The 22,815-nt window shown below is 61.7% G+C and carries 19 protein-coding genes and 2 pseudogenes; 13 read left to right on the top strand and 8 right to left on the bottom strand.

Annotated elements, in window-relative coordinates:
• A partial coding sequence (locus J3361_RS22970; protein WP_207966449.1) for a retention module-containing protein occupies positions 1–1,283 on the bottom strand: 1,283 nt, incomplete at its 3' end.
• 454 nt (positions 1,284–1,737) lie between these two features.
• On the opposite strand from J3361_RS22970, the gene J3361_RS22965 reads away from it, so the two are divergent.
• From J3361_RS22965 to J3361_RS22955, 3 genes are all read left to right on the top strand, one after another.
• On the top strand, positions 1,738–3,096 hold the full coding sequence (locus J3361_RS22965) for a TolC family outer membrane protein (protein ID WP_207966448.1): 1,359 nt from the start codon (positions 1,738–1,740) through the stop codon (positions 3,094–3,096).
• A 19-nt stretch (positions 3,097–3,115) separates the two neighbouring features.
• On the top strand, positions 3,116–5,275 hold the full coding sequence (locus J3361_RS22960) for a type I secretion system permease/ATPase (protein WP_207966447.1): 2,160 nt from the start codon (positions 3,116–3,118) through the stop codon (positions 5,273–5,275).
• 223 nt (positions 5,276–5,498) lie between these two features.
• Positions 5,499–6,863, top strand: a complete 1,365-nt coding sequence (locus J3361_RS22955) for an HlyD family type I secretion periplasmic adaptor subunit (RefSeq protein WP_207966446.1) — start codon at positions 5,499–5,501, stop codon at positions 6,861–6,863.
• 150 nt (positions 6,864–7,013) lie between these two features.
• On the opposite strand, the gene J3361_RS22950 is transcribed toward J3361_RS22955, so the two are convergent.
• Positions 7,014–7,610, bottom strand: coding sequence for a DTW domain-containing protein (locus J3361_RS22950; RefSeq protein ID WP_207966445.1), 597 nt, complete (start codon positions 7,608–7,610; stop codon positions 7,014–7,016).
• A 2-nt stretch (positions 7,611–7,612) separates the two neighbouring features.
• Positions 7,613–8,506, bottom strand: a complete 894-nt coding sequence (locus tag J3361_RS22945; RefSeq protein WP_186704621.1) for a LysR family transcriptional regulator — start codon at positions 8,504–8,506, stop codon at positions 7,613–7,615.
• A 313-nt stretch (positions 8,507–8,819) separates the two neighbouring features.
• Between J3361_RS22945 and speB the strand changes: the two genes are divergently transcribed.
• From speB to J3361_RS22925, 5 genes and pseudogenes are all read left to right on the top strand, one after another.
• Positions 8,820–9,770, top strand: coding sequence for an agmatinase (gene speB / locus J3361_RS22940; protein WP_207966444.1), 951 nt, complete (start codon positions 8,820–8,822; stop codon positions 9,768–9,770).
• A 9-nt stretch (positions 9,771–9,779) separates the two neighbouring features.
• Positions 9,780–9,899: pseudogene (locus J3361_RS29590) on the top strand (DUF4440 domain-containing protein); the annotation flags it as partial.
• Between the two features lie 155 nt (positions 9,900–10,054).
• Positions 10,055–10,345: pseudogene (locus J3361_RS22935) on the top strand (nuclear transport factor 2 family protein); the annotation flags it as partial.
• Positions 10,346–10,393: 48 nt separating this feature from the next.
• The gene (locus J3361_RS22930) at positions 10,394–11,899 is read left to right on the top strand and encodes a cytosine permease (RefSeq protein ID WP_207966455.1); all 1,506 of its coding nucleotides are present in this window, start codon (positions 10,394–10,396) and stop codon (positions 11,897–11,899) included.
• 190 nt (positions 11,900–12,089) lie between these two features.
• Positions 12,090–13,478: a sodium:solute symporter gene (locus J3361_RS22925; RefSeq protein ID WP_207966443.1), complete on the top strand. Its 1,389-nt coding sequence runs from the start codon at positions 12,090–12,092 to the stop codon at positions 13,476–13,478.
• Positions 13,479–13,670: 192 nt separating this feature from the next.
• On the opposite strand, the gene J3361_RS29735 is transcribed toward J3361_RS22925, so the two are convergent.
• Together J3361_RS29735 and J3361_RS22920 are read right to left on the bottom strand one after the other, a co-directional pair.
• Positions 13,671–13,799, bottom strand: a complete 129-nt coding sequence (locus J3361_RS29735; RefSeq protein WP_256222727.1) for a PA1414 family protein — start codon at positions 13,797–13,799, stop codon at positions 13,671–13,673.
• A 139-nt stretch (positions 13,800–13,938) separates the two neighbouring features.
• Positions 13,939–14,832, bottom strand: coding sequence for a LysR family transcriptional regulator (locus tag J3361_RS22920; RefSeq protein ID WP_207966442.1), 894 nt, complete (start codon positions 14,830–14,832; stop codon positions 13,939–13,941).
• A 104-nt stretch (positions 14,833–14,936) separates the two neighbouring features.
• Between J3361_RS22920 and J3361_RS22915 the strand changes: the two genes are divergently transcribed.
• Positions 14,937–16,121: an MFS transporter gene (locus J3361_RS22915; protein ID WP_207966441.1), complete on the top strand. Its 1,185-nt coding sequence runs from the start codon at positions 14,937–14,939 to the stop codon at positions 16,119–16,121.
• Here J3361_RS22915 and J3361_RS22910 read toward each other — a convergent pair whose 3' ends face one another.
• Together J3361_RS22910 and J3361_RS22905 are read right to left on the bottom strand one after the other, a co-directional pair.
• Positions 16,122–17,576, bottom strand: coding sequence for an NCS1 family nucleobase:cation symporter-1 (locus J3361_RS22910; RefSeq protein WP_207966440.1), 1,455 nt, complete (start codon positions 17,574–17,576; stop codon positions 16,122–16,124).
• 456 nt (positions 17,577–18,032) lie between these two features.
• Positions 18,033–18,869 carry a S1-like domain-containing RNA-binding protein gene (locus tag J3361_RS22905; protein WP_207966439.1) on the bottom strand — a complete coding sequence of 279 codons (837 nt, stop codon included), beginning with the start codon at positions 18,867–18,869 and terminating at the stop codon, positions 18,033–18,035.
• A gap of 339 nt (positions 18,870–19,208) precedes the next feature.
• Between J3361_RS22905 and J3361_RS22900 the strand changes: the two genes are divergently transcribed.
• From J3361_RS22900 to J3361_RS22890, 3 genes are all read left to right on the top strand, one after another.
• Positions 19,209–19,397 carry a hypothetical protein gene (locus tag J3361_RS22900; RefSeq protein WP_018607615.1) on the top strand — a complete coding sequence of 63 codons (189 nt, stop codon included), beginning with the start codon at positions 19,209–19,211 and terminating at the stop codon, positions 19,395–19,397.
• A 189-nt stretch (positions 19,398–19,586) separates the two neighbouring features.
• Positions 19,587–20,297, top strand: a complete 711-nt coding sequence (locus J3361_RS22895; RefSeq protein WP_207966438.1) for a TorF family putative porin — start codon at positions 19,587–19,589, stop codon at positions 20,295–20,297.
• 81 nt (positions 20,298–20,378) lie between these two features.
• Positions 20,379–21,245, top strand: coding sequence for a DUF6279 family lipoprotein (locus J3361_RS22890; protein WP_207966437.1), 867 nt, complete (start codon positions 20,379–20,381; stop codon positions 21,243–21,245).
• A 169-nt stretch (positions 21,246–21,414) separates the two neighbouring features.
• Here J3361_RS22890 and J3361_RS22885 read toward each other — a convergent pair whose 3' ends face one another.
• A complete protein-coding gene (locus tag J3361_RS22885; protein ID WP_207966436.1) occupies positions 21,415–21,807 on the bottom strand; it encodes a transcriptional regulator in 393 nt (130 codons plus the stop codon).
• A 185-nt stretch (positions 21,808–21,992) separates the two neighbouring features.
• Here J3361_RS22885 and J3361_RS22880 point away from each other — a divergent pair, with 185 nt between their 5' ends.
• A complete protein-coding gene (locus J3361_RS22880; RefSeq protein ID WP_207966435.1) occupies positions 21,993–22,724 on the top strand; it encodes a thioredoxin family protein in 732 nt (243 codons plus the stop codon).
• Positions 22,725–22,815 lie beyond the last annotated feature (91 nt).

The following is a 22,815-nucleotide window of genomic DNA, read 5'->3' as shown; positions in this document are numbered from 1 at the left end:
TTCGCGGTGCTGGTGTCGCCGTCAACGTCGGTCAAGGTGTAGGTGAACGTCTCAGTGCCGCTGCCCCCGCCCTGCAACGCGACAAACTGCGGGTCGCTGGTGTTCAGGGTGTAGGTGTACGTGCCGTTGGGGTTGAGCACCAAGGTGCCGTAGGTGCCGGTGAAGGTCCCGCCAATGATCGGCCCGCTGTCGGGGCCGGTAGGGATCCGGTCGGCGCCTTGGTGGTCGTTGGGCAATACGTTGCCGGTGAGGCTGACCAAGGTTTCCGACGCCGTGTTGGCGTGGCTGTCGTCAATCGCCTGGGGCACGTCATCGGTGATGTTGACGTCCAGGGTGCCCGTGGCCGTGTCGCCGTCGGTGTCGACGGCCACTACCGGGAACTGTTCAGTAATGCTATTCGCACCGCCGCCGGCAGGATGGGTTTCATTGTCCGTCAGCGTGTAGGTATAACTGACCACACCTGTAGCCGGGTTATAACCGGTGATGGTCAAGGTGTTGCCCAGCGCCGACGTGATGGTTTGGGGGAAGCCTGCGGGCACACCACCGCTGATCACGTTGATGCCGCCGATGCTCAGGCTGTTCAGCCCGTCAGGCGCGGACACCGTGAAGGTGCCATTTTGCACCAGCGCCCCCGGATTGCTGGCCGAACCATCGGCCAGATTGGCCTCGTTGGTGGTCAGTTCGCCGCCCTCGACGGTCACACCGTCGAGGGTCACGGGGTTGTCCGGGGTTTCAGGGACGACCGGTGGCACGGTTGCATCGTCGCCAGTGTTATCCGGGTCACCGGCCAGGCGCAGTTGTGGAAACTCAGGAATCCCGTTGAACCCGGCCGTCGGGAAACCGATCAACGGATCGACCTCCCCGCCGACTTCTTCCAGCAGCACAAAACTGTGCCCACCACCTACGCCACCCGGGTTGCCCCCTTCGGGTCCGGCGGCCGTGGCTTCGCCGGTCTGCGTCGGGTCGGCACCAGCGGCGATGGCTTGCTGCAGCTTTTGCACATCGGTCAGTTGCGCGTCACTCGGTGCCGCCGCGTCAGGCGTGTCGACATGAGGCGCCTGGTTGGCGAGCAGCTGCGGTGTCAGGGTCAGGTTGCTTTCGCGGCCCAGGGTCAACGTTTGGCCGTTCTGCAACTGGACAGCCACGGCCCCCTCGGCACCGGTGACCAAGTGTTCGCCGGCATAGAGCCGATCGCCTTCGACCAGCGGCCGCCGCAGGCCACCAGCCGCCTCCGCGAAAACTTGCCCGACCACTTTGCTGACGATACCGATGAGCGCTGCCATGTGCATTTCCTCCGTTGCCGACCGCAGTCGGCACCTGTGTGGGTGAAGAATCCGTCCTCAGTTTGGCGACCCGAAAAAGCTGGAAAATCTGCCAGCTTTCGTGAAAGCAGAAGGTGCTGGCAATTCGCCAAAACGACAAAAAACCGTCACCCATAACCGCCTCAACCATCGCCTTTTCGGCACTTCTTCACATCGCTTGAAAATCTGAATGGAACTTTTATTGACGCCTAAAATCCGTCAGAACCCGCAGATTCAAAGGCTTTCGCTTTGAACAATGTGCCGGTTTTTTTCAAGCACATAAGTTTTTTTTGGAATAAGCGTTATGAGAAATTCTTCTTAGGTTTTGCGCAGGATGTTCTTAGCTGTGTTGTTACAAGGTTGAAACGGTTTTGATCTTAAATACGTCAATAAATTGGCGACAACGAAGCACTACAGACCTCAGGAGATGCACCCCATGCGCGTTCTAACCCCCCTCTGCAGCGCGGTTTTGCTGGCCATGGCCTGCTCTTCTCAGGCGCAGGCCATGTCCTTGACCGAAGCGATCCAGAGCACCATCGCGACGCACCCGGAATTGGCACAACGGGTGGACAGCCGCCTGTCGGCCAATGAAGACGTCAAAGTCGCCCGGGGGGGCTTTTTCCCGTCGGTGGATCTCAATGCCGGTTATGGCCGTGGCTACAGCGACAACACCAACACCCGGGCGCTGGGCAACCATCACACCAATATCCTGACCTACACCCAATCGGAGCTGCGCCTGCGGCAGATGATCTTCGACGGGTTCAACACCGCCAATGAAGTGCAGCGCACCCAGGGCGTGGTCAATTCCCGGGCTTATTACGCCCAGGGCACCGCCCAGGATCTGGCGCTGCGCACCATCGAGGTCTACCTGGAAGTGCTCAAGCGTCGCGAACTGGTGACCCTGGCCAAGAACAACCTGCAGGCGCACCTGCGGGTCAACGACCAGATCGGCCTGCGCACCGAGCGAGGGGTGGGCAGCACAGCCGACTCCGACCAGTCCAATGCTCGTCGGGCCCTGGCGGAAAACAACTACGACACCGCCCAGGTTGACCTGGCCGACGCCGAAGCGAACTTCTACAGCGTGGTCGGGCGCATGCCCGATGAGTTGGAGACCCCAGCGTCCACCAAAGGCGAAATCCCCGCCGACCTGCGCGAAGCCCAGCAAAGCATGGTGGACAACAACCCGTATCTGAAATCGGCCCAGGCCGACATACAGTCCGCCGAAAGCCAATACGAAGTGGCAAAGTCGCCGTTCTACCCGCGCTTCGATGCCGAAGCGGCGGTGGGCGCCAATAACAACCTCGGCGGCGAAGAAGGCCACGACAACAACTGGCGGGTCGGCGTCGTGATGAACTACAACCTGTTCCGCGGTGGCAGCGACAAGGCGCGACTGGCCTCCAACGCCCACCAGATCAACCAGGCCATGGACATCCGCAACAATGCCCTGCGCCAGCTCAACGAAGACACGCGCCTGGCCTGGAACGCGATGCTCAACGCCCGCAAACAGACCCCGACCGCCCGCGAATACGCCGACACCACTGCCCGTGTACGCGCCGCCTATCAGGATCAGTTCGGCCTCGGCCAGCGCACGCTGCTCGACCTGCTCGACAGCGAAAACGAGCTGTACAACGCCAACCGTCGCTACACCGAAGTGCGTTACACCGAGGAGTACTCGATGTACCGGGTGCTGGCAAACATGGGCCTGCTGCTGCACAAACAGCGGATCGTGCTGCCGGCCGATGCGGTCGCGCAGACCGAGGTCAAGAACCAGGCACGGCTGCCGGAACTGAAGTAATCCAGTGGGAGTGATCAGCATGACCCGCATGGAACCGGTAATCCCCGGCGCCGATCCGCGCCTGAACTTCGATGATCCGTTGCTGGACGGCCTGTTGATCCTCTGCAAACTCCATGGCGCGACGGTCAGTCGCGCCAGCCTCAGCGCCGGGCTTCCTATGGCGCACCAACGCTTGAGCCTGGACCTGCTGCCCCGCGCAGCGGCCCGGGCGAGCTTGCAGGCGCGACTATTGCGGCGTGAGCTGGCGGACATCTCAGCACTGAATTTGCCGGTGATGCTGATCCTGGCGGGGGGCCGCTGCGCGGTACTGCGGCGCTGGGGCGAGGACGGCAAGGCGCTGATCCTCCCCAGCGAGGCCGATGGCGGCGAACAATGGGTCAGCCGCGAGGAACTGACCACCGATTACAGCGGCCAGGCGCTATTCGCCCGGCCGCGCCATGAACTCGAAGACCTGCGCGCCCCGCTGGTGCCCAGGGTCGAGGCGTGGTTTCGCGACACCTTGAAACTGTCGCGCTGGCTGTACAGCGACGCGATCCTGGCGAGTTTCCTGATCAACCTGCTGGGCCTGATGGTGCCGCTGTTCGTGATGCAGACCTACGACCGCGTGGTGCCGAACCAGGCCACGTCGACCTTATGGGTGCTGGCCGTGGGGCTGCTGATCGGCACCGGTTTCGAACTGGTGCTGCGGGTGGTGCGCGCCCATCTGCTGGACACCGCCGGCAAGAAAACCGACGTGATTCTCTCCGCGACTTTGTTCGAACGCATCACTGGCATGGCGATGAAGGCCAAACCGGTGACCATCGGCGGCTTCGCCCAGAGCATCCACGACTTCCAGGGCCTGCGCGAATTCCTCACGGCGGTGACGCTCACCAGCCTCATCGACCTGCCCTTCGCCCTGCTGATGCTGGTGGTGATCGGCCTGTTGGGCGGCTGGCTGGTGGTGATTCCCGTGATCGCATTTCCGATCACCATTGTCTTCGCCATGATCATCCAGGCACGCCTGCGCGACACCGTGGAAAAAAGCCTGGCCCTGGGCGCCCAGCGTCAGGCCCTGCTGATCGAAACCCTCGGCGGCCTGGAAACCCTCAAGGCTTGCAGCGCCGAAAGCGAGCGCCAGCACCAATGGGAAAGCACCCACGGCGCCCTCACCCGCCTGGACAGCCATGCGCGCAACCTTTCGGCGCTGGCGACCAACGGCACCTTGTTCCTGCAACAACTGGCGGGCATGGCGACCATCGTCGCCGGGGTCTACAGCATCATTGCCGGCAATCTCAGCGTCGGCGCGCTGGTGGCGACCTACATGCTCGGCAGCCGGGTATTGGCACCGCTCGGGCAAATCGCCGGGCTGATCACCCGCTACCAGCAAGCCCAGCTCACCATGCGCAGCACCGATGCCCTGATGGCCCTGCCCCAGGAGCGTGACGCCAAGCAGCGGCCCCTTGAGCGCACCCAATTGCAGGGCGCGCTGGACGTCAGCGGCGTGACGTTCCACTACAACGGCCAGAGCGCCCCGGCACTGGCCAATATCAGTTTCAGCCTCAAGCCCGGCGAACGGGTCGGGATCATTGGCCGCAGTGGCTCGGGCAAGAGCACCCTGGCGCGCCTGGTGATGGGCTTCTACGCACCGGAGGAAGGCCAGTTGCTGCTCGACGGCCTGGACTTGCGGCAACTGGACGTCGCCGACCTGCGCCAACAGATCGGCTATGTCGCCCATGACCTGCCGCTGCTGGCCGGCAGCCTGCGGGACAACCTCACCCTCGGTGCGCGCTACATCAGCGACGCGCGCATGCTCGAAGTGGCGGAGCTGACCGGCGTCACCGAACTGGCGCGCCAGCACCCCCAGGGGTTCGACCGCCCGGTGGGCGAGCGCGGGCAACTGCTGTCCGGCGGTCAGCGCCAAGCCGTGCTGCTGGCCCGGGCCCTGTTGCTCGACCCGCCGATCCTGCTGCTGGACGAACCCACCAGCGCCATGGACAACAGCAGCGAAGACGTCTTGCGCCAGAAGCTTCACACCCACGTACAAGGCAAGACCGTGCTGCTGGTCACCCACCGCACCTCGATGCTGAGCCTGGTGGACCGCTTGGTGGTGCTGGATAACGGCCGGATCGTGGCGGACGGGCCGAAGGACGCGGTGATCGATGCACTGCGCAAGGGACGGGTGGGCTCCGCGGCGGTTTAGAGGCCGACACATACCCCTGTGGCGAGGGAGCTTGCTCCCGCTGGGCTGCGAAGCAGCCCCAAGGGCCATTCCCCCGGTTGTATCAGGCGGACCGCGCCGGCAGGTTTTGCGACGGCTTCGCCGCCGAGCGGGAGCAAGCTCCCTCGCCACAAAAAGCAGCACCCAGCTCTTTTACTTAAAAGCAGCACCCAGCTCTTTTCACTTAACCAACGGGTACCGCCCCATGTCTGCTCAAACACCGGATTCAGCCGCCCGAAGCTACTTCGGCAGTTTCAGCAAAAGCGCCGAAAGCGAGTTCATGCCGGAAACCGTCGGCGCCACGCTGCAGGATTCGCCCCGGCGCTCGCGGGTGACCGTGTGGCTGGCCGCCGGGTTGATCGTCACCGGGTTGGTCTGGGCGAAGTTTGCGGTCTTGCAGGAAGTCACCACCGGCGAAGGCAAGGCGATTCCGTCGAGCAAGATCCAGGTGATCCAGAACCTGGAGGGCGGCATCGTCACCGAGATTTTCGTGCGCGAAGGCCAGATGGTGAACAAGGGCGACACCCTGCTGCGCCTCGATGACACGCGATTCCTGTCGAACAAGGGCGAGAGCGAGGCTGACCGCTATGCCCTGACCGCCCAGGTCGAGCGCCTGTCGGCCGAGGCTGAAGGGCGGCCGTTCGCGCTCTCGGCAGAGGTCACCGCCAAGGCCCCGCAAGTGGCCGAGGACGAGCGCTCGCTGTACGAACAACGCCAGCGACGCCTGGCCAGCGAGCAACGGACCCTGACCGAACAACTGCGGCAGAAGACCCAGGAACTGGCGGAGTTTCGCTCCAAGCAAGGCCAGTTCAGTTCCGCCCTGGCCTTGCTGCAAGAAGAAATGAACATGTCCGCGCCGCTGGTGCGCACCGGGGCGGTATCGCCAGTGGAGATCCTGCGGCTCAAGCGCAGCGCGGTGGAAATCCGCGGTTCGCTCAACGCCACCACCCTGGCGATTCCCCGGGCCGAATCGGCGATCAACGAGATCAAGAGCAAGATCGACGAATCGGAACAGACCTTCCGTTCCGAGGCGGCCAAGGACCTCAACGAGAAACGCACCGAACTGTCGAAAATCACCGCCTCGAGCATCGCCATCGACGACCGCGTGACCCGCACCACCGTGGTCTCGCCGGTGCATGGGGTGATCAAGCAATTGAAGGTCAATACCATCGGCGGCGTGGTGCAGCCGGGCAACGACATGGTGGAAATCGTGCCTCTGGAAGACAACCTGCTGATCGAAGCCAAGGTCCGCCCCCAGGACGTGGCGTTCCTGCACCCTGGCCAGAAAGCCATGGTCAAGTTCAGCGCCTACGACTACACGATCTATGGCGGGCTGAGCGCCAAGCTCGAACTGATTGGCGCCGACACCATCACCGATGACAAGGGCAACAGTTTTTACCTGATCCAGGTGCGGACCGATAAAAACCACTTGGGTGGGGATGCAAAACCGCTGCTGATCATTCCGGGGATGGTGGCGACGGTGGACATCATCACCGGGGAGAAAAGTGTGTTGGATTACTTGCTCAAGCCGGTGTTGAAGGCGCGGACCGAGGCGATGCGCGAGCGATAGGCCTTGAGCTGAGACTTTCTTTGATTGCTCTCCCGCTATCGCGAGCAGGCTCGCTCCCACATTGGTTCTGTGGTGTTAGCAGATTTTGCATGCACTGGAGATCAACTGTGGGAGCGAGCCTGCTCGCGATGAGGCCAGCACAGTCACGACTTATTTTTCAGCATGATTACGCCGAAACGTCTCCTCCCCCATCGCCGCGATCTGCCCCTCGATCAACGCTTCGAACGGTTTCAGCAGCGGCTCGAAACTCGTCGGCGCCTCAAGCACCTGCAACGCCTGGACTATCGCCTCCACCGTCGACAATGCCCCCGGCCCCGGCGCCTTGCGCAAGCGATAACGGGACACGCCACCGTTAGCCAACGTCACCCTCGGCAGCGCCGCCAGCAGCGGATTGAGGTGCAGCAGTTTTCTCGCCTTGCGCCAGGTGCCATCGGGCACCACCAACAGCAGCGGCTCATCGGACGGCCCGTAGGTATGCAGCGGCTGCGCATCGTCAGCGGGAAACAACAACCGCGCCTGATAACCCGGTTGATTGAGCAACCGCGGCAGATCCTCGAACACCTCGCCCACCATCAGCTCGGCATTGCGCAGCCCCAACGCCGCCAAGCGGGCGGTGTTCAAGGCGTGGTTCACTTCACTGGGATGTTGCAACAGCAAGACCCGGGTGCGGCTGTCGAGGCTGGGGATCAACGGGCACAAGCAATGGCTTTGCGGTCGTTGGCAGCGCGGGCATTGGATTCTGGACATGGTCAGGCCTGGTTCAGTTGAGCTTTGAGCAAATCACGGAAAGTCTGGATCAATGGCTCGCGGCTGCGGCCACGGCGCACGATCATCGAAAACGGCGCCTGATAACCGAAGGTCGCCGGCAACAGCACGCGCAAGTCGCCCTTGTCGACCCAAGCCTGGGCATAGTGCTCAGGCAAATAACCGACGTAGGCACCGGACAACACCAGGATCAACTGCGCTTCCATGCTCTCGACCGTCGCCGCACTGTGCTTGAAGCCATGACGAGCCAGCTCGGCCTGGCTCCAGTAACCGCGTCCGACCATGCGCTGCTGGGTGATGACCTGTTCGGGGATGCGCCGCTCGTTGAACAGCGGGTGGCGATTGCTGCAATACAACCAGTGCTGCTCACGGTACAGCGGCATGTAGACCAACCCGCTCATGCGCGTGGAAAACGCACCGATGGCCAAGTCCAGACGATTGTCCTGCACACCGAGTTGCAGCTCGTAAGGGCTCAGGACCGACAGATGCAAATGCACCGCCGGATGTTCCTGGCTGTAGGCACCGATGGCTTCGGCGAACGGCAAGGCCGTGTCGCTCACTGTCGAGTCGATCACGCCCAGGTTCAGCGTGCCGCGCAGTTCGCCCTTGAGCGCAGCCGCGTATTGCTCGAACCCTTCGAGCTCACCCAACAGGCGCAAGGTTTCCTGATGGAACAACTCACCCTTGCTGGTCAGGCTGAACCCACCCCGGCCGCGATGACAGAGGACCAGGCCCAGGGCCGATTCCAGTTGGCTCATATAAGTGCTGATGGCCGAGGTGGAGAGGTTGAGCTCGTGCTGGGCATTGGCGAACCCCTGGTGCCGGACCACGCTGACGAAAATGCGCAGCAGTTTCAGGTCGGGTAGAGCGTTGGCCATGGGGGTCTCCGAATTACAAACAGGACACTGCAAACTTTGTGGCGAGGGAATTTATCTGTGGGAGCAAAGCTTGCTCGCGATACAGGCGCCTCGGTTCCAGAGGAAACCGCATGAACCTCATCGCGGGCAAGCCTTGCTCCCACAGGCTTGCACCCACCATTTAACCTCAACATATCAATCGCGAGTTTATCGCCCCACCCGCCATTAGTTTAGAAAAATCTGAACTAAGTATTTGCCGCCAGCGATTCTTCACCGCCAAGGCTTTTCGCAGAATCGGCCCCTGATAAATAAAACAAACGATGAGGCCCTACCCGTGGACAAGATTCTTCACCAACCACTGGGCGGCAACGAAATGCCGCGCTTCGGCGGTATCGCCACCATGATGCGACTCCCCCATGTGCAAACCGCTGCCGGCCTGGACGCTGCTTTCGTCGGCGTGCCGCTGGACATCGGCACCTCCCTGCGCGCCGGGACCCGTTTCGGGCCGCGGGAAATCCGTGCCGAATCCGTGATGATCCGCCCCTACAACATGGCCACCGGCGCCGCACCGTTCGACTCGCTGTCAGTGGCGGACATCGGTGACGTGGCGATCAACACCTTCAACCTGCTGGACGCGGTGCGGATCATCGAAGAGTCGTACCACAAGATCCTCGAACACAATGTCATCCCCCTGACCCTGGGCGGCGACCACACCATCACCCTGCCGATACTGCGAGCCATCCACAAGAAACACGGCAAGGTCGGCCTGGTGCACATCGACGCCCATGCCGATGTGAACGACCACATGTTCGGCGAGAAAATCGCCCACGGCACCACTTTCCGCCGCGCCGTGGAAGAAGGCCTGCTCGATTGCGACCGCGTGGTGCAGATCGGCCTGCGGGCCCAGGGCTACACCGCCGATGATTTCAACTGGAGCCGCAACCAGGGCTTTCGCGTAGTCCAGGCCGAAGAGTGCTGGCACAAATCCCTGGCGCCGTTGATGGCCGAAGTGCGCGAGAAAGTCGGCGGCGGCCCGGTGTACCTGAGTTTCGACATCGACGGCATCGACCCGGCCTGGGCGCCCGGCACCGGCACCCCGGAAATCGGTGGCCTGACCACCATCCAGGCGATCGAAATCGTCCGTGGCTGCCAGGGCCTCGACCTGGTCGGTTGCGATCTGGTAGAAGTCTCGCCGCCGTACGACACCACCGGCAACACCTCGCTGCTGGGCGCCAACCTGCTGTACGAGATGCTCTGCGTACTCCCTGGCGTGGTTCATCGCTGAGGCGCCGCCATGAGCCATCGAGATCAGGTACTCGAGGCCGCCGCAAAACTGGTGACGGCCTTCGCCCGCAATGACCGCGACGCCTACTTCGGCGCGTTTACGGCCGATGCGAGTTTTGTGTTCCACACCCAGTGTCCGGTCTCACAAATACGTTCCTTTTTGACGAGTGGCTGTTGTCGTCAGGCAAGGCGCCGCGACGAGTCATAGCCCGCTATGGCGAGGAGCGGCAACGCAGCATGGCGACAACAGACGCCGTCAAAAAGGAACAGTATTTGTGAGACCGGACACTAGAACAACCCCTGCTGTCGCGCGATGCCTATCAGGCGTTGTGGGATCGCTGGCGGTCCGAGGATGGCTTCGAGGTGCTGAGCTGCACCTCGAGCAACGCCTTCGTCAGCCTGCAAGGGGACGTGGCGATTTTCATCCATGACGTGGCCACCGAGCTGCGCATGCAAGGGGAGCTTCACATTAGCCAGGAGCGCGAAACCATTGTGTTTCGCCAAGAACAACAAGGCCTATGGCTGGCCTGTCATGAACATTTGTCCGCAATGCCGGAAGGGCTGCCACCCCCTTAGCCACAGGCGACATTCACAACGATGAATGCGCCTCGATGATCGGAGCAGATCATGCATAACAATAACGATAAAAGCCTTACGCAGATTGAAACCAACGGGGTCGAACAGATCCCGGACCACGAACGCAGCGCCGGCCCGGGCGACCTGTTTCGCCTGATCTTCGGCGGTGCCAATACCTTTGCCACCGCCGTGCTCGGCAGTTTTCCGGTGCTGTTCGGCCTGTCCTTCCAGGCCGGGGTCTGGGCGATTGTGCTGGGCGTGTTGGTGGGTTCGATCATTCTCGCGCCGATGGGCCTGTTCGGCCCGCTCAACGGCACCAACAACGCGGTATCTTCCGGTGCGCATTTCGGCGTGCACGGGCGAATCGTCGGCTCGTTCCTCTCGTTGCTGACCGCCATCGCGTTTTTCTCACTGTCGGTGTGGAGTTCGGGCGATGCATTGATCGGCGGCGCCAAACGGCTGATCGGCGTGCCGGAAACCGACTTGAGCCTGGGCCTGGCCTACGGCCTGTTCGCCCTTCTGGTGCTGACGGTGTGTATCTACGGCTTCCGCTTCATGCTGTGGGTCAACCGCATCGCCGTGTGGGCTGCCAGCCTGCTGTTCCTGCTGGGGATTTTCGCCTTCGCACCGACCTTTGACAGCCAGTTCGCCGGCACGGTCAGCCTCGGCCAGCCGGGCTTCTGGGCCGCGTTTATCGGCGCGGCGCTGGTGGCCATGAGTAACCCGATTTCCTTCGGTGCGTTCCTCGGTGACTGGTCGCGCTACATCCCCCGCAACACGCCCAAGCGCCGCATCATGCTGGCGGTGATCGCGGCGCAGTTGGCGACCTTGATCCCGTTCCTGTTCGGCCTCGCCACCGCCACCATCGTGGCGATCAAGGCGCCGGACTACATCGCGGCCAATAACTACGTGGGCGGGCTGCTGGCGGTGTCGCCGGGGTGGTTCTTCCTGCCGGTGTGCCTGATCGCGGTGATCGGCGGCATGTCCACCGGCACCACGTCGCTGTATGGCACCGGGCTGGACATGTCCAGCGTGTTCCCACGGCTGCTGTCGCGGGTCAAGGCGACGCTGCTGATCGGCGTGCTGTCGATTGCCTTCATCTTCATCGGGCGCTTCGCGGCGAACCTGGTGCAGAGCGTGTCGACCTTCGCCGTGCTGATCATCACCTGCACCACACCCTGGATGGTGATCATGATCATCGGCCTGCTGGTGCGCCGCGGCTTCTACTGCCCGGACGACCTGCAAGTGTTCACCCGCGGCGAAACCGGCGGGCGCTACTGGTTCAGCCACGGCTGGAACTGGCGTGGCCTGGGGGCGTGGATCCCCAGCGCGCTGGTGGGGTTGTGCTTCGTCAACCTGCCAGGGCAGTTCGTCGGGCCGCTGGGGGAACTGGCCGGCGGGATCGACATCAGCCTGCCGGTGACCCTGGGCCTGGCCTCGGTGGTGTACCTGGCGTTGTTGGGGCTGTTTCCAGAGCCGGCGGCGGTGTATGGGCCGCAGGATCCGCGGAGCACAGCGCCGCTTGCTAAATCAGAGCTCCGGCAGACCGCCTGACTGAAAAATACCCGTGGCGAGGGAGCTTGCTCCCGCTGGGCTGCGCAGCAGCCCCCCAAGTTTCTGAACCGATAAGCGACGACTGCTGCGCAGTCGAGCGGGAGCAAGCTCCCTCGCCACAAAGACTCGTTCGCCAGGGACAGCAGCACTTCGTCCCGTACATAAAAAAGACAATCGGAGACACGCCACCATGGCTTTGGACTTAATCGTCGTTCTCATCTACGCCACCGGCATGATCGCCCTTGGCTGGTACGGTATGCGCCGCGCCAAAACCCGTGACGACTACCTGGTCGCCGGGCGCAACCTCGGCCCGGGCTTCTACCTGGGCACCATGGCCGCCACCGTGCTGGGCGGCGCATCGACCATCGGCACCGTGCGCCTGGGCTACGTCCATGGCATTTCCGGATTCTGGCTGTGCGGCGCCATCGGCCTGGGCATCGTCGGCCTGAGCCTGTTCCTCGCCAAGCCGTTGCTCAAACTGAAGATCTACACCGTGACCCAAGTGTTGGAGCGCCGCTACAACCCGGCCGCGCGCCAGGCCAGTGCGCTGATCATGCTGGTTTATGCACTGATGATCGGCGCCACCTCGACCATCGCCATCGGCACCGTGATGCAGGTGCTGTTCGGCCTGCCGTTCTGGGTGTCGATCCTGGTGGGCGGTGGCGTGGTGGTGCTGTATTCCACCATTGGCGGCATGTGGTCGCTGACCCTCACCGACATCGTGCAATTCCTGATCATGACCATTGGCCTGGTGTTCCTGCTGATGCCGATGTCCATCGGCGATGCCGGCGGCTGGGACGCGATGGTGGCAGCCTTGCCGGCCAGCTACTTCGACTTCACCGCGATTGGCTGGGACACCATCCTCACCTACTTCCTGATCTACTTTTTCGGCATCTTCATCGGCCAGGACATCTGGCAGCGGGTGTTCACCGCCCGCAGCGAAGGCGTGGCCAGAGTCGCCGGCACCGCCGCCGGCCTGTACTGCGTGCTGTACGGCCTGGCTGGAGCGTTGATCGGCATGGCGGCCAAGGTGTTGCTGCCGGATCTGGAGAACGTCAACAACGCTTTCGCCAGCGTGGTGCAGACCAGCCTGCCCAATGGCATTCGTGGATTGGTGATCGCTGCGGCCCTGGCGGCCTTGATGTCCACCGCCGCGGCGGGCCTGCTCGCCGCGTCCACCACGGTGGTCCAGGATTTGTTGCCCCGCCTGCGTCAGGGCCGTGAAAGCGGCAGTGGCGACGTCCACGAGAACCGCATCGCCACCCTGCTGATGGGTGCGGTGGTCCTGGTGATCGCCCTGCTGGTCAGCGACGTCATCAGCGCCCTGACCTTGGCCTATAACCTGTTGGTGGGCGGCATGCTGATCCCGCTGATCGGCGCCATCTACTGGAAGCGTGCCACCACCGCCGGCGCGATCACCAGCATGTCGCTGGGCTTCGTGACCGCGCTGTTCTTCATGTTCAAGGACGGACTGGATGCGAACACGCCGATCTACTACAGCCTGAGCGTGGCGCTGGTGAGTTTTGTGCTGGTGAGCTTGCTGTCGCCCAGGTCGAACGTGGTGGCCAAGGCGGTTTGATCGAGCACGGAGACAGATTTCTTCAAGAGGCATGGCGTCGGTGGCCATGCCCCTTTTTGCAACACATCCCCTGTGGCGAGGGAGCTTGCTCCCTCGCCACAGGGGTTTACGCCACCAATAAAAAGATCGCAGTTCCGGGCCATCTCAATTGAAATGGTCCGGAACTGCGATCTCTCCAAGTTCCTGGTGTATTTACCGGCGGCGCGGTTGGCGGCGGCGTTGCTCGTCATCGGTGCGGATCGGTATCGGTTGCATCGGCGGCTCGATCAGGCCAAGCGCGACACCCAAGTCGTGAAGCCAGTTCTGAATTTTCTCTTTCATCGTGGTGCCCCCTCAGGGTGGTGCGAGCGGCAGATTTCTGTGGCCCCTTCGCACTGATAATAGTCCGATGTTCTACGCAATGCTCGTCTCAGTTTGCAATGATCTGTTACTGAATTGATCCAAATCCACCTCCCGGAGTTCAAGCCGATTGCGCCGTGATCATTGGCGCTCGCGGCCACGCCTGTTGTTGCAATTCGATCCAGGCATTCAGGTTGGCCCCGACCATGCCTTTGCGCCACATCAGCCAGGTGGTGGCGCTGGCGAACGGCTCGGCCAGCGGATGCACCGTCACCCGCTCGCGGCCCGGCAGGCTGGCCAGCATTGACTCGGACATCAACGCCACCCCGGACCCGGCGATCACACACGCCAGCATCCCCTGGTAAGACTCGATTTCCATCGCCCGGCCCATGGTCGCGTGATCATGGGCAAACCAGGCTTCCAAGCGCATCCGGTATGAGCAACCACGGCGGAACGTGAACACCGCTCGGCCTTGCACATCCAGTGCACTGCGCACCGGCGGGTGATCGGCCTCGGTGATCAGCACCAACCGCTCGTCGCATAAGGGCACGCCATCCAGCCCCGCCAACTCCAACGGTCCGTCCACCAACGCCGCATCGAGCCGATTGGTGAGCAGGCCTTCAAGCAGTTCACCACTGGGCCCCGACTGCACTTGCAGGTTCACCGCCGGATACGTCCGGTGATACGCCGCCAGCAAGTCCGGCAAATGCGTCGCCGCCGTGCTGTACATCGTGCCCAACAGGAAATCCCCGGCCGGCTGCCCGCCCTGCACCGCTGCGTGGGCTTCGTCATGCAGGGCGAAGAGCTTGGTTGCATAGTCCAGCAGGACTTTTCCCGCAGGCGACAACTGCAAGCGCTGACGCTCTCTTAGGAAAAGGTCCACGCCCAACTGCTCTTCGAGTTGCTTAAGCCGGGTCGACAGGTTCGAGGGCACCCGGTGCAAACGCTCGGCCGCCCGGGTGATCGAACCTTCCTCGGCCACGGCCTGGAAAATTCTTAATTGACTGAACTCCAAGACCTTCTCCAAAAAAGAACAAGTTGCTCACTATTATTCATTTTTAATGAAAGTCAATCGATCCTAGCCTGACGGTCATTCGCCCCGACACCCGGAGAACGACCATGTCACCTCTAATTCGCCTGCTCGGCAGTTTCATCGCGTTGATGATGGCCATGGGCATCGGCCGCTTCGCCCTCACACCGCAGTTACCTCATTTGATCGGCGAAGGTCAGGTCGACTTGACCGCCGCCGGTCTGATTGCCGCCGCCAACTACCTGGGCTATTTCCTCGGCGCGCTGGACGCGATGTTCGCCCGGCGTGCGGAACAGGTACGGCGGCGGTTGCTCGGCGGCCTGTGGCTGTGCGTGCTGCTGACCCTCGCGTCGTTCTGGGCCTGGGGCTTCTGGCCGCACCTGGCGCTGCGCTTCGGCACCGGCGTGGCGAGCGCCTGGGTGATGGTGATGATCACCGCCTTGAGCCAACCCTTGGCTGCGGCGGCGGAACGGCCACGGCTCGGTGCCCTGGTGTTTGCCGGCCCTGGGTTGGGAATTTTTCTGACAGGTTTATTAGCGTTGGGCTCGAACCTGCTGGGCCACACCTCTGCGACCCTGTGGCTGGTGTACGCCGGCGTGGCGCTGGCGATGTTGTTGGTGATGTTGCCGATCCTGCCGCAACCCGCCGCAACCGCAACCGCAACCGCAACCGTTGCCGCGCCGGTCACCTCCTCGCCGAATCGTGGCATCGCTCGACTGGGCGTGGTGTACGCCCTGTACGGCGTGGGCTACATCATTCCGGCCACGTTCCTGTCACAAATGGCCTCGGCGCAGTTCCACGGACAATGGCTGGCGGACCTGTTCTGGCCCTGCTTCGGCCTGGCCGCCGCCACTGGCGTGTTGCTGGTCAGCCTGCGGCGGCCGAACCCGAACAGCACCGGTCGCTGGTTGATTGGTACGCTCTGGCTGCAAGCCGCTGGGGTATTTGCCTGCCTGCTGGGCAGTGGGCCGGGACTGGCGTTGGGGGTGATCCTGTGTGGTGCGCCGTTCCTGGCCTGCATGCAACTGGTGATGCTGCGCTCCCGGGAACTGGCGCCCCACGCCACCCAGCGCAACGCCGGCCTGCTGACCGCCTGCTTTGCCGTGGGCCAACTCAGCGGGCCACTGCTGGCGGCGCTGAGCAGCCATTTCAGTGGCGGCCTGCAACCGGCGCTGATCATTGCCGGCAGCGGCCTGCTGTTGGCTGGCGGCCTGTTGCTGCGGCCCGCCAGCCGGGACGCGGTGGGCCCTTGCGCCCAGACCGCTCTGCGTTGATCAGGCCTGGCCGGCCGGACTGAACGCTTTGCTCGACTGCACGGTAGGCTCTCGCAGGGCCAAGACGAAATACAACACCCCGCCGAGGAAGCAACCGGTGAACCAGGCGAAGTTGGCCATCGGTTGCAGCAGCGGCGTGAAGGTGATCGCCACACCCATCAGCGTCGCCGGGATCAACGCCTTGACTGCGGTCCAGTTGATGCCGCCGCTGTAGTAATAACGCCCGCTCGGCCCGTCATTGAACAGCGCATCGACGTCGATCTGCTGTTTTTTGATCAGGTAGTAATCCACCAGCAGAATCCCGAACAGCGGGCCGATGAACGCTGCCAGCACGTCCAGGGTGTAGTGGATCACTTCGGGGTTGTTGAACAGGTTCCACGGCGTGATGAAAATCGATGCCACCGCCGCGATCATGCCGCCGGCGCGCCAACTGATCTTGCTGGGGGCGACGTTGGCGAAGTCGAACGCCGGAGAGACGAAGTTGGCGACAATGTTGATGCCGACGGTGGCGGTCACGAAGGCAAAGGCACCCAGCAGGACGGCCACGTCGTTGTCGATGCGCGCCACGGTGGCGATCGGATCGTGGAGCATTTCACCGAACACCGGCAAGGTTCCGGAAACAATCACCACGGTGACCAGGGAGAACGCCAGGAAATTCACCGGCAGCCCCCAGAAATTGCCCCTGCGCACGTCAGACATACTCCGGCAGTAACGGCTGAAATCACCGAAATTCAAGGTCGGGCCGGAAAAGTACGACACCACCAGGGCCGTGGCCACGATCACCTGGCCGAACGCCTGCCAGCCGGACAAGGACTTTTCCGCCAGGGTGAAACTGATATTGCTCCAACCGGCCTTCCACACGATCCAGCCGGCCAACAGGAACATCACCGCGTACACCACCGGTCCGGCCCAGTCGATGAAACGACGGATCGACTCCATGCCGGTCCAGAACACCAGCGCCTGGACGAACCACAAGCTGAGGAAACCGAACCAGCCCAGGTAGGACAAACCGGCAAAATGCGGCGTCGCGTAGACTTCCATCGAAGGAAAAAACCGCAGCACCACGATGATCAGCGCACTGGACGCCAGGTATGTCTGAATGCCGTACCAAGCCACCGCGATCAAGCCGCGAATGACCGCAGGAATATTCGCCCCGAACACGCCGAACGCCAGCCTGCAAATGACGGGATAAGGCACTGCCGCCTGTTGGCTCGGCTTGGCGACGAGGTTGGCGATCAACTGCACAATGCAGATCCCGCCGAGCAACGCGATCAACACCTGCCAACTCGCCAGGCCCAAGGCGAACAGGCTGGCGGCGAACACATAGCCGCCCACACTGTGCACATCACTCATCCAGAACGCGAAGATGTTGTACCAATTCCATTTCTGCGGCAGCGGGCCCAGGTCCTGGTTATAGAGGCGGGGGCTGTAGCCGTTGGGCAATTGCTCGGACATTGCGGGGCTCCTTTTGAGTACCACCGTGCCCCCGTATCGACCTGCTCACCATCCTGCGCACGGGAGCCGGCATGGTTTGTATACGCGTTGCTACGCAGAATGCGTGCCATAGGCGTGGAATGTGAGACAAACCGGGGTGTGTAGCGGGGATTAAGATCGAGCAGGAGCAGGCATGCGCCCACGAACAGGGCGTGAATGCATGCTAAAGGTGCAGGGATTTGTATACAGAGATGAGCACCCGTGGCGAGGGAGCTTGCTCCCGCTGGGCTGCGGAGCAGCCCCCACAGTGTTTTTTCACCACAGTATGTCAGGGAGAACGCCGGGGCCCGCTGCGCAGGCCAGCGGGAGCAAGCTCCCTCGCCACAAGGTCACAAGGTCACAAGGTCACAAGCCACTGGATCATTGACCACTGACCACTGATCCAAAAGATTCACAAGCCCAGGATTCTGCGTCCGATCAGCTCAATTCAATGCGATCCGCATGAATGACAATCTGACCATTCTTGTACAGCGCACCAATGGCCTTCTTGAAGTTGCCCTTGCTCACGCCGAACAGGCTGCTGATCAGCACCGGGTCGCTCTTGTCGCTGACCGCCAGGGTGCCGTTGTTCTCACGCAACTTGGCGAGGATCTTGGCGTTGAGGCTGGTGGCGGCCTCCTGGCCAACGGGCTGCAGGCTCAGGCTGATCTTGCCGTCCGGACGGATTTCCTTGATGAAGCCCTTTTCCTGTTTGCCGGCGCGCATGAACTTGAAGATTTCATTCTTGTGGATCAGGCCCCAGTGCTTGTTATTGATGATCGCCTTGAACCCCATGTCGGTGGCTTCGGCGACCAGCAAATCCACTTCCTGGCCCGGCGCGTAATTGGCCGGGGTCTTGTCCAGATAACGATCCAGGCGCGCCGTGGCGGTGATGCGGCGGGTGTGCTTGTCGAGGTAGACGTGCACCACGCAATATTCGCCAGCGGTCATCTGGCGCTTTTCTTCGGAATACGGCAGCAACAGGTCCTTGGGCAGGCCCCAGTCCAGGAACACGCCGATGCTATTGACCTCAACCACTTTCAGGCTGGCAAATTCACCCACCTGAACCTTGGGTTTTTCCGTGGTGGCGATCAGTTTGTCGTCGCTGTCCAGATAAATGAAAACATTGAGCCAATCTTCATCTTCGCTGGGAATATCCTTGGGAATATATCGGTTGGGTAGCAGGATTTCGCCGTCCGCACCGCCGTCCAGATATAAACCGAAGTTAGTGTGTTTAACCACTTGCAAACTGTTGTAGCGCCCGACTAAAGCCATTTCCAATACCCTCATTGCGTGGGCGGCATTCTACCCGGTTTTGCGGCGCGATTCGTGGCCGCCGGCACGGTTTGCCGACAAGGCCCGGCACAACCCTTGATTTTCCGGGGTTTTCGCCACGATCACGGCCATTCGTCAGGCGAGCGGCGGTGCGTACCGCTCACCATCGGCACGATATTTTTCACACGGTTGTTAGTTAAAACAGTGGCTTAGGGCAATATTTATCGGATAACGGCTGAATATTTCCATCGCGACAACGATAATTCAGAAGGATATTTGCCAAGCAATTGTCAAGTATTTCCTGTACGATGCCTGGCCCAATTAATTATCTACAGGTTAATGGCCGTCATGCGCGTAAAAGCATCCAACAGCAAAGCAAAGCCAGCTCCAGCCGTTGAAACCAGCGAGTCGATCAACGACCAGATCGCTGCGTTCCTCAAGTCCGGCGGCGAGATCCAGCAAATTGCCAAAGGCGTCAGCGGCCAGACTTTCGGCCCGTCCAAGCAGATCAGCCTGGGCAAGAAGTAACCCGCGCGTCACCTGGTCCCAAAGCGCTTTGAGCTTCGAAGCGCTTGGACTGGAACCCTTCCCGCCCCACCCTTTTCCCAAAAATCGACGAACGGCCTTCGCTGCCGAGCATTCGCCGGTATGCTTGCACCTCTCTAGCTCAAGCCTTTCAGCTTAGTTCCTGCTCCTCGCTATTTCATGGAGTGAAGCATGCGCATTCCTGTTGTCCTGCTGATGACCAGCCTACTGCCGTGTTCTCTCGCTCACGGGCAGGTATTCCAGCGCGAACTCGGCGACTTCGACCTCAAGCTCGGCACCACCCCCAGCCGCAGCATGGCCCAGGGGCTGGTCACGCCGTCGAGCACCGGTTCGTTCCATGGCGGCCTTGACCTGAGCCACGACAGCGGCTGGTACGTCGGCCAGTGGTCACCCAGCGCCGGCCTATCCGCCGATCTTGAAGTCGATTCCTACATGGGCTTTAAACAACCCTTCGACCAGACCCTCGGTTACGAAGTCGGCCTGATCCACTACAGCTACCCCACCGTCGATACCCTCGACAGCCAGGCGTTCTACGGCGGCCTGACCGTGCTCGGCAGCCGTTTCGGCGCGGCCCTGAGCAACGATCCGGACAAACAGAACAGCACACTGTTTGCCGATCTTGGCGGCAACGTGCCGTTTGGCATTGGCATCAGCGCCAAATACACCACCCACCAACTCAATACACCGGTCTCGGTCGAGAACGGTTCTGTAGGCAGTTTCAGCGACTGGTCACTGAAAATTTCCCGCCCCTGGATGGGCATCGACCTGGACCTGATCTACAGCGACTCAAGCCTCAGCGGCAGCAGCTGCTCGGCGTACTCCGGCCACAACAGCGAATGCGACAGCCTGCTGACCCTCAAGATGGCCCATCCTTTTTACTAAGCGTTACTTATTCGATCGGCTGAACTGCCACGCGCCTGCCATGCTCAAACAAAGCATCTACGCCTTCGCAAGGACTCGCTCATGTCGCGCTGGTTGACACGCACCGCCATGTTCATCGCCCTGTTGCTGGCCGTCACCGCCTGCAGTCGCATCGGCCTGGCCTATCGCAACCTCGACCTGATCATCCCCTGGACCCTCAACGATTACCTGGAGATCAACGGCGAGAAAAAGGACTGGTTCAACGAACGCCTCAAGGAACACCTGAGCTGGCATTGCACCACCCAATTACCCGGCTACCTCGACTGGCTGGACCGCCTCAAGACCATGGTGCAGACCAACCAGGTAACTGACGAGGCGCTACAACAGCGCACCCGGGAGGCCAAGGCCGCCATCGCCGAAACCGCCCGGGAAATCACCCCCTCGGCCATCGAGCTGCTGCAAGGCCTGAGCGACGACCAAGTCGATGACATGGACGCCGCTTTCGTCAAGGATCAGCGCAAACGCCAGCAGCAATACCTCAAGCCGACGTTGCAGGAGCAGATCCAGCAACGCAGCGAACGCATGATCAAACGCCTGGACGACTGGCTCGGCCCGCTCAACGACGCCCAGCGCCAACGGGTGATGGCCTGGTCCACCGCCCTCGGCGACCAGAACCAGCAATGGATCGCCAACCGCGCCCACTGGCAAAACCAGTTCAGCGAAGCCGTGGCCCAACGCCACAACCCCGACTTCCCCAAACGCATCGAACAGTTGCTGGTCGACCGCGAAAGCCTCTGGACCCCCGCCTACCGCGAGGCCTTCAGCAAAACCGAAGCCCAAGCCCGCAGCCTGCTGGTGGACCTCATGGCCGAAAGCCCCCCGCCCCAGCGCGAACGGCTGCTGAAGAAAATCGACGGGGTGAAGAAAGATTTCACTGACTTGAAGTGCCTGAAGGCAGCACGCTCTTAAAATCACTTGAGATCCTGTGGATGATCCAATGTGGGAGCGAGTTTGTGTGGGAGCAAGGCTTGCCCGCGATGCAGGCAACTCGGTCTATCAGGTGAACCGAGGTGATGCTATCGCGGGCAAGCCTTGCTCCCACACAAGCCCTGCTCCCACAGTGTTCAGTGCCAGCCTGTCAGGCAATCTGCGCCTTCGAAGCCAAATCATCAAAGGTAAGCTCATCCAGCGCGTCTTCCTGCTCATCCAACACCTCGCGTGGATGATCATTGCCTGGAATGCTGCTGTCGATCAGGCTCAACAACCGCGAGCCACGCGGCGTCAGCACAAAATTCTCGCCGTTGCCGCCCTCTTCCTCCGGCCGCGGCTCGATATAGCCACGCTCCAGCAGTAACTTTTCATACTCCCCAGCGACTGCTTTCAGATGATCGAGGTTCTCGATTTCCTCGCCGCCAGCCGCTTTTGCCGCCGCGTACTGCTCCGCATAGGGCCGAGGGGTAAAACTGTGGCCAGCGCCGTTCTGCACTTCGTGCAACAACCGTTCGATCAAGTCCCAGTTATAAGTCGTCATCCTGGTCCATCCTCTAAAGAGTGAGATGCCTACCTAGGTTGTGACCGAGGCGCCACGCCACCGTTCAGCCGGGTTGGCGGACAGGCCATCCCGCCAGCCGACCAACGGCGTGTCGAATTCACCCCAGGCCAAACGACCAATGAATGAAGCGCCGACTTGAGCAACTGCCTACAGGAGAAATCACCATGAACGTAGAGAATCATCCAATCGTCTCGCGGGAAGAATGGCTCGCCGCCCGCCGCCAACACCTGGCCCACGAAAAAGCCTTCACCCGCGAACGAGACAAACTCAGCGCCGAACGCCGCGCCCTGCCCTGGGTCAAAATCGACAAACCCTACCGCTTCCAAGGCCCCCACAGCGAACTGAGCCTGGCCGACCTGTTCGGCGGCCGCAGCCAACTGATCATCTACCACTTCATGTTCGGCCCTGGTTGGACAGAAGGCTGCCAGGGCTGCTCTTTCCTCTCCGACCACATCGACGGCGCCAACCAACACCTGGCCCACCACGACGTGGCCGTGGTCGCCGTCTCCCGCGCCCCCTTCGCCGAATTCCAACCCTTCAAACGCCGCATGGGCTGGGCCTTCGATTGGGTCTCGTCCGAAGGCTGCGACTTCAACTACGACTTCGGCGTCAGCTTCAAAGCCGAAGACACCGCCACCGGAAAAGCCACCTACAACTACGAAACAACCGATACCACCGAAGGCGAACTCCCCGGCCTGAGCGTCTTCTATCGCGACGAAGCCGGCGACATCTTCCACACCTACTCCACCTACGCCCGCGGCCTCGACATCCTGGTCGGCACCTACAACTACCTTGACCTGACGCCCAAGGGCCGTAATGAAGACGAGATCATGGATTGGGTGCGGCACCACGATAAATACGAAGAGGCCAAGCCCCATGGCTGCTGCCACAGCTGATGCGCCAACCCGCCCAGTCGAGCGCGATCCCTGGGGCTAGGGGCTTGCTCCCGCTCGACTGCGTAGCAGTCGCTTGCTTTGCCTGAGCCAA

Origin of the sequence: Pseudomonas sp. OA65, assembly GCF_017498305.1 — a bacterium.
GTDB lineage: Bacteria > Pseudomonadota > Gammaproteobacteria > Pseudomonadales > Pseudomonadaceae > Aquipseudomonas > Aquipseudomonas zanjanensis.
The sequence above is the reverse complement of the archived record's forward strand: the minus strand, read 5'-3'. Positions and strand labels throughout refer to the sequence as shown.